The organism is Nocardia uniformis NBRC 13702, from assembly GCF_001613345.1.
Taxonomy (GTDB): domain Bacteria; phylum Actinomycetota; class Actinomycetes; order Mycobacteriales; family Mycobacteriaceae; genus Nocardia; species Nocardia uniformis.
Genome location: NZ_BDCE01000008.1, coordinates 102,977 through 115,262, shown reverse-complemented (window position 1 = coordinate 115,262; position 12,286 = coordinate 102,977). Strand labels below are relative to the sequence as shown.

Sequence of the window (12,286 nt, the reverse complement as noted above, 5' to 3'; positions counted from 1 at the left end):
ATGGGCCGGTCCACCTTCGCGCTACGCCAGTTCGCGCTCGAGGTTCCCGAGGACCTCGGCCTGGATCTTCTTCAGGCCGAGGGGGGCGAAGATGCCCTCGAAGATGCCACCGATGCCGCCGGCACCCTTCCAGCTGGTGCGCACGGTGACGAGCGAACCGGCACCGGACGGGGTTACCGTCCAGGTGGTGACCATGGAGGAGTTCGAATCACGCTCCGTCACCATGGAATCCGACACGGAGATGGTCGCGCGCACATTGCGGGACCGCTTCTCGGTGGCCTGGAGCGTCCACTCCGCCACGGTGCCGGCACCCTTACCGCCCTCGACCACCTTGTAATCGTGGTAGTGCGAGGAGAGGATGCGCGGACGCACCGCCTCATAGTCCGCGATCGCATCCAGCGTCCGTTTCGGATCGGCCGCCACCACGATCGAGCTGGACGCGCTGACCTGTCCCACCATGAGCTCCTAACTGATTCCCGGCCCACTTGCCGCCCGGTTATGCTACGCCGCGTTCCAGCGTGGCTGGTTTCATCTGCTCTACCGGGTTATGCCAGGGGGATCGCCGTGGGTATCCGCCGCGTAATACTCACCATCGTCTCCGTGCACGTTCCCGCAGCCGGGCAACGGCGGGCCCGGCCAATTCGGTTACGCCCCGAATTACCCTCCGGCCCCGCACTACCCGGCTCCGCCGCCGACGGGCCAGCCGAATGGGTATCCGGCCGCGCCCCAGCGCTATCCGGGGCAGCCCCAGGGCCACCCGCCGCAGGGCAAACCCCCACTGATCGATCGCACGCGCGGTAACCGCATCTCTACTGGGACCGAACCGCACCTTCGTCATTCCGGCGTGCCTGTGGCCGGAATCCACCTTGCCGCAGTGGTGGATGCCGACAAAGCATGTCGGCACGACGGAGGGAGCTCCGACAAGCCCACCACCAAGCCGTTAGCTATGGTAACTATTATCACGGTCCGGAACGGGAATATTGGCGAAGCTGCCAGGTAGCGGGCGTAGATGCGTATGCAAACAGTTCGTGAAAAACCGCCCCGCCGGTGTCATCTTGCTGGCCGAGTCGGGCGGTCCGCGATAGCGTCCTCAGTGTGGCAGTGAGTCTGTTGGGGAAGGCCGGCCGCACACCGGCCGCTCAGGAATCAGGTTTCGCAGTGCATCGGGCCGGGGTCGATCGGCTGCTGGCGTCGTACCGGGCGATACCCCGGGATGCCACCGTGCGATTGGCCAAGAAGACCTCCAACCTGTTCCGGAAACGGGCCGAGAACACGGCGGCGGGACTGGATGTTTCCGGGTTGACGCAGGTCATCGCGGTGGACGCGCAGGCCAGGACCGCGGATGTGGCGGGTATGACCACCTATGAGGATCTGGTGGCCACGACCCTGCCGTACGGACTGGCTCCCATGGTGGTGCCGCAGCTCAAGACCATCACGCTGGGCGGAGCGGTCACGGGGCTCGGAATCGAGTCCACCGCATTCCGCAATGGTCTGCCACACGAATCGGTACTGGAGATCGACATACTCACCGGGGCGGGCGACATCATTACCGCCACCCCGGACAATGAGCATGCCGACTTGTTCCGGGGCTTCCCGAATTCGTACGGCACGCTCGGCTACTCGACCCGCCTGAAGATCGAACTGGAACCGGTGCTGCCCTATGTGGCATTGCGGCACTTGCGATTCCATGATCTCCGGGAGCTCGAGGCCACCATGGAGCAGATCATCGCGGACCGCGCCCACGCCGGGGAACGCGTCGACTACCTCGATGGTGTGGTGTTCACCGCCGACGAGAGCTACCTGACCCTGGGACGACAAACCGATGAGCCCGGGCCGGTCAGCGACTACACCGGCATGGATATCTTCTACCGGTCCATTCGGCACGACGCACCGGAACCCAAGCGCGACCGCCTCACCATCGGTGACTACCTGTGGCGATGGGATACGGACTGGTTCTGGTGCTCACGCGCCTTCGGCACGCAGAACCCGAAGATCCGTCGATTCTGGCCGAAACGCTACCGGCGCAGCAGTTTCTACTGGAAGTTGATCGCGCTCGACCACAAGTTCGATATCGGCGACAAGCTCGAGGCCCGTAAGGGCAATCCGCCGCGCGAGCGGGTGGTGCAGGACATCGAGGTGCCCATCGAACGCACCGCGGACTTCCTGGACTGGTTCCTGCGGGAAATTCCGATCGAACCGATCTGGCTGTGCCCCTTGCGATTGCGTGAGACCGAACGGGAACAGGGCAGGCGGCCGTGGCCGCTGTACCCGCTGGAGCCGGAGCGCACGTACGTGAATGTGGGCTTCTGGTCGGCCGTACCGACTACTCCGGGGCAGCAGGAGGGCGCGGCCAACCGCGCCATCGAACACCAGGTATCCGAACTCGACGGTCACAAATCGCTCTACTCGGACGCCTACTACGGCCCCGATGAGTTTGCGGCCCTGTACGGCGGCGATACCTACACCGAGCTCAAGCAGCGATACGACCCCCAGCGGCGACTACTGGACCTGTATTCGAAGGCGGTGCAACGCAAGTGACGACATTCAAGGACCGTTCCGATGTCATTGCGGAACTCGGAGCCAAACATACGATCGCGGAGATCTTCGAAACGCTGATCGAGGGCGAGATGCCCATCCGGTTCACCGCCTATGACGGCAGTAAGACCGGACCCGACGAGTCACCGTTCGGCCTGGAGATCAAGAATCCGCGCGGCGTCAACTATGTCGCCACGGCCCCCGGCGATCTCGGCATGGCCCGCGCCTATATCGCCGGTGACATGGTGGCGGACGGCATCCATCCCGGCGATCCGTATGAACTGCTGAAGGCCATGCAGAACATGAAGTTTCGTCGGCCGACGGCCCTGGAGCTGGTGGTCATCGCCCGCTCGCTCGGCTGGGAGCTGATGAAGCCGGTAACACCGCCGCCCCAGGAGGCCATGCCGCGCTGGCGTCGTATCGCGCTGGAAGGCCTGCGACACTCCAAGACTCGCGATGCCGAGGCCATTCACCACCACTACGACGTCTCGAATACCTTCTACGAGTACGTACTCGGCCCCTCAATGACCTACACCTGCGCGGTGTACGCCGATGAGAACCAGACGCTCGAGCAGGCGCAGGAGAACAAGTACCGGCTCGTGTTCGACAAGCTGCGGCTGCAGCCCGGTGACCGCCTACTCGATATCGGCTGCGGCTGGGGCGGCATGGTGCGCTACGCCGCCAAGCGCGGCGTCCAGGTGATCGGCGCGACGCTATCGGCCGAACAGGCCGAGTGGGCGCAGCGCAAGATCGCCGAGGACGGCCTGTCGGATCTGGCCGAGGTGCGCCACTCCGACTACCGCGATGTACCCGAGGGCGAATTCGACGCCGTTTCCTCCATCGGCCTCACCGAACACATCGGGGTGGCCAACTACCCGGCGTACTTCGGCTACATCCAGTCCAAACTGCGCGATGGCGGCCTATTCCTCAATCACTCGATTACCCGCCCCGACAACACCCGCAGCACCAAGGCGGGCGATTTCATCGACCGCTACGTCTTCCCGGACGGTGAACTCATCGGCTCCGGCCGCATCATCTCCGATATCCAGAATGTGGGCCTGGAGGTGCTGCACGAGGAGAACCTCCGCCGCCACTACGCCCTCACTCTCGCCGAATGGTGCGACAACCTGGTGAAGAACTGGGACGCCGCGGTCGCGGAGGTCGGCCTGGGCACCGCCAAGGTGTGGGGCCTGTACATGGCGGGCTGTCAGCTCGGCTTCGAACGCAATGTGGTGCAGCTGCACCAGGTCCTGGGCGTCAAGCTCGGTACGAACCAGGAGTGGACCGTACCGCTTCGCCCCTGGTGGGAGCCGTAGGTCGACCCGATAGTGCCGTCTCTTCCCCGTTCACAGCAGGGAATCCAGGAATTGCCTGGGCAACTCCGGGGCTTCGTATCCCCCTGTACCCAGCGGCATTTCGTGGCGCAGGGTGCGGAGTATGCCCAGGACACCCGGGCCCGAGTCCAGTAGTGGGCGCGGCCAGTTCAATTCGGCGCATTTGATCACCACGGGCGTGAGGATACTGATGGACTCGCCCAGCCAGCCGGAGGCGGACAGGCATTCGGCGAGCAGCAGGGCGGCGTCCAATTCCGCTCGGGGGCGGTGTTGTTCGCGAATCCGACCGTGCAGGGCGCGGGCGCGCTTGACGGCGGTGTCATCGGTGCCGAGCGGGGCGATATCGTCCGCGTAGGCGTAGGCGTCGGAACCGCGGTAGTGACGGGCCAGCAGGACCCGGATGGTGGCGATCTCCTCCGCCTCCGCGGTGAGGGCCGCCGTGCCGGTGACGTGGCGCAGCGGCCGGACCATCGGTTCGGTGACCAGCCCGGCGGTGATCTGGTCGGGCGGCAGTCCCAGGTGCAGGCGCTCGGCGCGAATATGGGCGGCCAGGCGGGTGAGTTTGCGTTCGCCCGCGATGCGTGCGCCCTCGTCCAATCTTGTCGCGGCGGTTTCCAGGTCGCCGCGCACCGCCTTCACCCGTGCGCCGATGACGAAGGTGGTGATGAGGAAGTCGACCGGACCGATCCGGGCCACCAGCTCATGGCTCTGGTCGAGCAGCCGTTCGGCGGCCTCCAGATCTCCGCGCCGGTAGGTGATCTCACCGAGTAGCGCCGCCGCCACCCGCACGGCATGGGAACGCGGGCCGGAACGATCACGGGCGGTCTGCCACGCCAGTTCGAAAGCCTTTGTGGCGGCCGGGATATCGAGCTGCTCATAGGCAGCCGCGCCCTGCCCGCACAGCCCGAAGACCGCGCCCAGCGGATCGGCCGATCGGGCGTGATAGGTCCCGGCCCACTCCTGCATTTCGCGCGCACCGTCGAAATCGAATTCACACAGCCGCACGAAGGAGGCCAGATTCGCCGCGGTGGATACCGTCCACGCCGGAAGGTCATCGGCCAATTGCAGGCAGTCGGTAATTCGTTCCAGCACCCCTTCGGTGCGGTCGCGCGCCACCTGGTCGGCAGCCGCCAAAACCGCTGCCTGGCACCGCTGTCGCACCGCTTCGGTATCGTCGGGTGCCGACCGGGCCAACATACTCGACAGTCGACCGAGCGCGGTGCGCGCCGCACCGGACTGCTGCAGATTCACATTCGCGCGGGCCAGGGTCATCAGCAACTTCGATCGCGAAGTCACCTGCTGCACCGGCAGTTTCGATACCGTCCCGAAGAGCGTGGCCAGCCTGGACTTATCGATCAGATCCATACCGCCGTTCTCGATCAGTTCGACGGCCAGCTTCAGATCGGTCGCCGCCAGGGCGTGATCGACCGACTGCCGGATCAACTGATGTTCGGCGAACCAGCGTGCGGCCTTGCGGTGCAGTACCTTTCGCTCACCGGGCCGAGTTCTGTCCAAACGCGCCCGCAGGTGCTCGGCGAACATGGGCTGCATCCGCAACCAGTCCGGATCGCTATCGTCGCGATGGAGGAACAGTTCCCGTTCCTCGGCCTGTTCCAACAGCTGCGCCGCATTCGGATCGTCGGTGAGCGCGGCGGCCAGCGAGACGTTCACCCGTTCCGCAACGGCCACCGCGCTGAGGAATTCGAACATACGCGGCTGCAGCGACTCGAGCACGTTCTCGGCGAGATACTCCCGAATCGCCTTGCTATCCCCGGAAAGTCGGGAGATCAGCTGATCCGGTTCCGGCTCGCCGCGCAGCGTCAAACAGACCAGCTGAATGGCGGCGGGCCAACCGTCGGTGGCGGTGTGGATCTGTTCCACCTGCCGGGCGTTCAGGTCGCAGGCGGCGCGGTCGAACAGAATCTGCTGGGTCTCGGCCTCGGTCAGCCGCATCATCGACGATCCGATTTCCACCAGCTCGTCGGCCACCTGCATCCGGCTCAGCGGCAGACCGGACCGTTCCCGGCTGGTGATGACGAAACGCAAATGGTGGCAGCCATTGTCGAGCAGCGCGTCCATCACCCGGTGGGCGCCGGCATCGGTAATGCGATGCCAATCGTCCACCACCACAACGACCGTCGACCCGCTGGCATGCACCTCGTCGATGAGGGTGGATATCGCGAACGGCACCGCGTCGGCGGGCCGCTCCTCGAGGACCTGCTCCAGCCCCGCCCCGATCTCCGGCCGCACCTTCCGAATGGCCGCGATCATGTGCGCGAGCAGCCACACCTCATTGTCGTCGTCGCTGTCGATACCGATCCAGGCCACCGCTACCCCGCGATCGGTGAGCTCGGCGCACCACTGGACCGCGAGGGTGCTCTTACCGAATCCCGCCGGGGCGTGAATAACCGCCAACCGGCGCTGTCCCGCCGTCCGCAACGGCTCCAGAAGCCTGGGCCGCGGAATCGGCTCCCGAGCCGGGGTGGGTGGTCGGAATTTGGTGACGGCGGTGGGCGGCAGGGTACTGGTGGTGCCGGACGGCGTCGACCCCGACGAGATGGTCGTTCCCGGGGCCAGTGTCCCGGTCTGCGGGCTGAAGCTGATCGACCGATTGCGCGGCGATGTCACCACGGTTCCGGTGCGGATCGACGAAAACGTCCCGGTGGCAGCCGAATCGGTATCCCCGCCCGGTTCGGGCGCACCCCCTTCCAGTAGCGCCATCTCATCGGGCAGCTGCCCGTGCTGAGACTGCACCGATCGCAGCAGTTCCCCGAATTCCACGGCACTGGCGGGCCGATCTCGCGGATCGGTCGCCATGGCCGTCTCGATCGCGGCCGCCACATCCGCCGGAATCTCGTGCTCGCGCAGATCGGGTAGCGGCTCACCGGTGATGCGCAGGAACTGGGAGACGATCTTCTCCCCCACCTGTCGTTCATAGGCGGCATGACCGGTCAGCAATGCGAACATCGTGGATCCGAGACCGTATACATCGGACCGCACCGTCGCCTCATCGCCCTTGAGCACCTCGGGCGCGGTAAAGGCGGGCGACCCGGTGATCAGGCTGGTCGACGTGCGGAACCCACCGGGGATGCGGGCGATTCCGAAATCGGTGAGCTGCGGTTCCCCGTAGCGGCTGAGCAGTACATTGGCCGGTTTCACATCGCGGTGCAGTACATGGGCGCGGTGCGCGGTCTCGATGGCCCCCGCCAGTTTCACGCCGACCCGCACCGAATCCGACCAGCTCAGTGGGCCGTGTTCGCGTACCAGGCGCTCCAGCGAACCATGTGTCGCGTACGGCATCACAATGAACGGCTGCCCGCTGGGCGTCACATCGACCTGCAGGATATCGACAATGTTCGGATGTCCGGACAGTCGGCCCATGGCCTGTTCTTCGCGCAGGAACCGTTCCCGGCTCTCCTCGTCGATCTCCGAGGACAGCACCTTCACCGCGACGACACGATCGAGCGCCCGCTGGGTACAGCGGTACACCACGCCGAATCCGCCTCGGCCGATTTCCTCGGCTTCGAGGAGTCCCATGGCCTCGAGCTCATCGACAATGCCGACCGGAAGGTAGCCCTGCGTGGCCGAGTCGGCTCGAGCTGTATCCGCCCGGACCTGTTCCGGGCGTGAATCTGGATTCATCCGACCACCTCGAACTCGGAACGAGCGCATACAAAACGTACGGGCTAGTCCTGCGTTCTACCCGCGCATATTTCAAACGTAGCGCGGCCCGATAGGGCGTGTGGACAATTCGCCAGGCCGATATTGCCGAGCGGCCGGTTCGGATCTCCCATCCCCGGTACACGGCACGGCCCGGACCACGAAAATCGTGATCCGGGCCGTGTATTCACCCGTGCTGACGCGGTTCACACCGCGTCAGTGGCGCAAATGCGCCCGCAAGGGGACTACTTGCGCAGCGAGGCGGGAACCTGGAAGCGGTCGCCGAACTTGGCGGCCAGCTCATCGGCGCGAGCCACGAAGCCCTCGCGGCCACCCGGGTAGCCGACGATGAACTGGTGCACGCCACCGGTCCAGGCCGGGTAACCGATACCGAAGATCGAGCCGATGTTCGCGTCGGCGGTGGTGGTCAGCACACCCTCGTCGAAGCACTTCTGGGTCTCGATGGCCTCGATGAAGAGCATGCGATCCTTCAGGTCCTGCAGCGTCACGCCCTCGGGCAGTTCACGCTTGGAACCGAAGGTCTCGCGCAGACCCTCCCAGATGCCGGCGGTCTTGCCGTCTACGTAGTTGTAGAAGCCGGCGCCGGCGGCCTTGCCCTTGCGGTCGAACTTGTCGATCATCGTGTCGATGATGCGACCCGAGGCGAGGGAGGCGGCGGAGATTTCCTTGCCTTCCTTCTCGGCGGCCGCGAGGGTCTCCTTGAAGATCTTGTTCATGGTCTCGAAGTTGAGCTCATCGCTCAGCTTCAGCGGCGCGGCCGGGTAGCCCGCCTGCAGACCGGCCTGCTCGATGGTCGCCGGATCGATGTTCTCCTCGAGCATCATGATGGCCTCGTTGATGAACGTGCCGATGACGCGAGAGGTGAAGAAGCCGCGGCTGTCGTTGACCACGATCGGGGTCTTGCGAATGGCGAGGGTGTAGTCGTACACGCGGGCGAGGGCCTCGTCCGAGGTCTTCTCGCCACGAATGATCTCGACCAGCGGCATCTTGTCCACCGGGGAGAAGAAGTGGATACCGATGAAGTCCTCGGACCGCTTCACACCATTGGCGAGCAGGGTGATCGGCAGGGTCGAGGTGTTCGAGCCCAGCAGGGCGTCGGCGTCGACGATGTCCTCGATCTCCTGGAAGACCGCGTTCTTGAGCTCGGGCTTCTCGAAGACGGCCTCGATCACGAAGTCCACGCCGGCGAAATCGGCCGGATCGGCGGACGGGGTGATACGAGCCAGCAGCGCCTTGGACTTCTCCTCGGTGGTCTTGCCACGCGAGAGCGCCTTCTCCTCGATCTTCTCGGAGTAGTTCTTGCCGCGCTCGGCCGCCTCGATGGTGACGTCCTTGAGCACGACCTCGTAACCGGCCTTGGCGGAGACGTAGGCGATACCCGCGCCCATCATGCCCGCGCCGACGACGCCGATCTTCTTGATCTCACGCTTGGGCACGTCCTTGGGACGCGAACCACCGTTATTGATCGACTGCAGGTCGAAGAAGAACGCCTGGATCATGTTCTTCGCGACCGGGCCGGTCAGCAGCGAGACGAAGTAGCGCGACTCGATCAGCGACGCGTTGTCGAAATCGACCTGCGCACCCTCGACCGCGGCGGCCATGATGGCCTGCGGGGCGGGCATGTTCTGGCCCTTGAGCTGCTTGCGCAGGTTGGCCGGGAAGGCCGGGAGGTTGGCGGCGAGCGCCGGGGTGGTCGGGGTGCCGCCCGGGATCTTGTAGCCCTTGACGTCCCAGGGCTGTACGCCCTTGTCCGAGTTGGCCTTGATCCACGCCTTGGCGGCGGGGACGAGTTCCTCGACGGAACCGACGACCTCGTTGATCAGGCCGGTGGCCTTGGCCTTGGTCGGGTTGAACTTGTTGCCCTGCAGCAGGACACCCATCAGGCCGTTGGCGATACCCAGCATGCGGGTGACGCGGGTGACGCCGCCACCGGCCGGGAGCAGGCCGAGGGAAACCTCGGGCAGGCCCAGCTGCACGCCCTTGACGTCGGCGGCAATACGGTAGTGGGTGGCCAGACAGATCTCCAGGCCGCCACCGAGGGCCGCGCCGTTGATGGCCGCGACGACCGGCTTGCCGAGCTGCTCGAGACGACGCAGGTCGCTCTTGATGAAGGTGAGTTCCTCCATGATGCCCGCGGCGTCGGCCTTGGTCGTCTGCATCATGTTCTTGAGGTCGCCACCGGCGAAGAAGGTCTTCTTCGCGGAGGTGATGACGACGCCGGCGATGTCGTCCTTCTCGGCGACCAGGCGGTCGACGGTGGCCCGCATCGAGTCCTTGTAGAGCTGGTTCATGGTGTTCGCACCCTGATTGGGGTCGTCCATGGTCAGCACGACGATGTTATCGGCGTCCTTTTCCCAGCCGATCATGTTCTCAGTCATTGTGTTTCGTTCTCCTGAAAATAAGTCGGTGGGCGTTTAGACGCGCTCGATGATGGTGGCGACACCCATGCCGCCGCCGATGCAGAGGGTGACCAGCGCGTACCGCGCGTTGCGGCGGTGCAGCTCGTCGACCATGGTGCCGGTGATCATGGCGCCGGTGGCACCCAGCGGGTGGCCCATGGCAATGGCGCCACCATTGACGTTCAGCTTCTCGTCCGGGATCTTCAGATCCTTCTGGAACTTCAGAACGACGGAGGCGAAGGCCTCGTTGATCTCGTAGAGATCGATGTCCTCACGCTTCAGACCGGCCTTCGCGAGGGCCTTCTCGGCGGCCGGGGTCGGACCGGTGAGCATGATGGTGGCGTCGGCGCCGGAGGTGGCGGTCGCGACAATGCGGGCGCGGGCGGTCAGACCGGAAGCCTTACCGGCATCCTCGCTGCCGACCAGCACGAGCGCGGCGCCATCGACGATGCCGGAGCTGTTGCCGCCGTGGTGCACGTGGTTGATGCTCTCCACGTAGGTGTAGCGCTGCATGGCGACGGCGTCGAAGCCACCCATGTCACCGATGCCGGCGAAGGCCGGGTTCAGCTTGCCGAGGTCGGCGGCGGTGGTGCCGGGGCGCATGTGCTCGTCGTTGTCCAGCACGGTCAGGCCGTTGAGGTCCTGGACCGGGACGACGGAGTTGGCGAAGTAGCCGTTCTTCCAGGCGTTGGCGGCCAGCTCCTGCGAGCGCACGGCGTAGGCGTCGACATCGTCGCGGGAGAAGCCCTCGATGGTGGCGATCAGGTCGGCCGAAATGCCCTGCGGAACAATGTAGTTCGGGTAGGCGGTGGCCGGGTCCATGAACATGGCGCCGCCGTCGGAACCCATCGGCACGCGCGACATGGATTCGACGCCACCGGCGATGACCAGGTCGTCGAAGCCGGAGCGCACCTTCTGAGCGGCCAGGTTCACGGCCTCGAGGCCGGAGGCGCAGAAGCGGTTGAGCTGGAAGCCGCCGACGGTGTCGGGCAGGCCGGCGGTGAGCACGGTGGTGCGCGCGATATCGGCGCCCTGGTCACCAACGGGGGAAACCACACCGAGGATGATGTCCGAGATCCGATCCTCATCGAGGTTCGGGTAACGGTTCCGCAGCTCCTGGACCAGACCGGTGGTCAGGTCGATCGGCTTGACCGAATGCAGCGACCCCTTCTTGCCGCGGCCGCGCGGGGTGCGGATGGCCTCGTAAATGTAGGCCTCTGTGGTCATATCGGAGTTTTCCTCTCTTAAGGTGCACCGTCACCGCGTTGTGCGGGGCGGCCGCGGGTAACCCTCACCGATCGGCCTTACGACCGACCGTCCTGACGCTGTACAAACAGCCTCACGAACCGGTTTGTTGACGCTCCAGTAACCCGTATGCCTGGGCCTACCTTAGAACCTCACCGAACCGGAACTCACGGCCACCCGATCATAGTACCGCCCAATGCGAACTCCGGTTAACTTAATGCTCCTCACACGGGGGCTGTCAACCCTCTACCGGAGTTGCGCCCAACTCCGACCGCAAGAGTTCCAAGGCCACCTCATCCGGGTCGCGGCGGTCACCGGGGGCTACGGGCTGGGCCGCGGCGGCCAACATCTCCCGCTCTTCTTCCTCTGTCGAAGCAGGTGGGACCCCGTCATAACCTACTGACGAGTAGTCCGAGCCGCCCGGATCGTCTGGGAGGTCCGGGCCGTCCGGCAGCGGAATATCGTCCTCGGGCGGCGCCGACGCACCGCTCCCCGAATTTTCGCCGCCCCGGGAATCCGCGGACGCCGACCCGGTGGCGGCGGGCGTTCCCCAGCCGCCGCTATCGCCACCCCCCTGGACATCCGGGCTCACGGCCGCGGCACTCTTGGCCTGACTCGGCCGGGAGAACTTCGGCGCGGCCTTCTTCTTCGCCGCACCGCCCTCACCACCCGCGGGCCCCGCCGCTCCACCGCGACCACCGCCCCCGGCCTGCGGCGCACCACCGACCTCCCAGCGCACCTCGTGTTCGCGGCCCAGCACCGCTCGCACGGTCGACCGCACGGCCTCCACATTCTTCGGCTCCGACAACCGCTGCGCCAACGCCGCATGCTGATGCGCCAACACAATGGTGTTGCCCTCGACCCGAGCCACCGAGGCCGCGGTGAGCAGCGCGGGCAGCGCGGGCCCGAACTCCCGCAACTTGGCCTTGATATCGGCCCAAGCCGCCTCGACCTCCTGCAATACCGCGTCCCCACCGGGCAGCGGCGCTGCCGCTTCCGGCTCGACCGACGCCGAATCCAGGTCGGCATCGGCTGGATCGGTTACCGTCGACACCTCGGCGAGCGGAGCCGACATCGACTCGGCACCTTGGC

Annotated in this window: 6 protein-coding genes; 2 read left to right on the top strand and 4 right to left on the bottom strand. The window is 65.6% G+C overall.

Features of this window, described 5'->3' with window-relative positions; all coding sequences use genetic code 11:
- Positions 1 to 21 precede the first annotated feature (21 nt).
- Positions 22 to 456, bottom strand: coding sequence for an SRPBCC family protein (locus tag NU1_RS02620; protein WP_067517000.1), 435 nt, complete (start codon positions 454 to 456; stop codon positions 22 to 24).
- A gap of 645 nt (positions 457 to 1,101) precedes the next feature.
- Between NU1_RS02620 and NU1_RS02615 the strand changes: the two genes are divergently transcribed.
- A complete protein-coding gene (locus NU1_RS02615; protein ID WP_067516935.1) occupies positions 1,102 to 2,538 on the top strand; it encodes an FAD-binding oxidoreductase in 1,437 nt (478 codons plus the stop codon).
- The gene (locus tag NU1_RS02610; RefSeq protein WP_067516932.1) at positions 2,535 to 3,851 is read left to right on the top strand and encodes a class I SAM-dependent methyltransferase; all 1,317 of its coding nucleotides are present in this window, start codon (positions 2,535 to 2,537) and stop codon (positions 3,849 to 3,851) included. The genes NU1_RS02615 and NU1_RS02610 overlap by 4 nt, the downstream gene beginning before the upstream one ends.
- A gap of 30 nt (positions 3,852 to 3,881) precedes the next feature.
- Here the strand turns inward: NU1_RS02610 and NU1_RS02605 are convergent, their stop codons facing one another.
- The 3 genes from NU1_RS02605 to NU1_RS02595 form a co-directional block, all read right to left on the bottom strand.
- Positions 3,882 to 7,511, bottom strand: coding sequence for a serine/threonine-protein kinase (locus NU1_RS02605; RefSeq protein ID WP_067516930.1), 3,630 nt, complete (start codon positions 7,509 to 7,511; stop codon positions 3,882 to 3,884).
- Positions 7,512 to 7,774: 263 nt separating this feature from the next.
- The gene (locus tag NU1_RS02600; RefSeq protein WP_067516928.1) at positions 7,775 to 9,928 is read right to left on the bottom strand and encodes a 3-hydroxyacyl-CoA dehydrogenase NAD-binding domain-containing protein; all 2,154 of its coding nucleotides are present in this window, start codon (positions 9,926 to 9,928) and stop codon (positions 7,775 to 7,777) included.
- A 36-nt stretch (positions 9,929 to 9,964) separates the two neighbouring features.
- Positions 9,965 to 11,176 carry an acetyl-CoA C-acetyltransferase gene (locus NU1_RS02595; protein ID WP_067516926.1) on the bottom strand — a complete coding sequence of 404 codons (1,212 nt, stop codon included), beginning with the start codon at positions 11,174 to 11,176 and terminating at the stop codon, positions 9,965 to 9,967.
- Positions 11,177 to 12,286 lie beyond the last annotated feature (1,110 nt).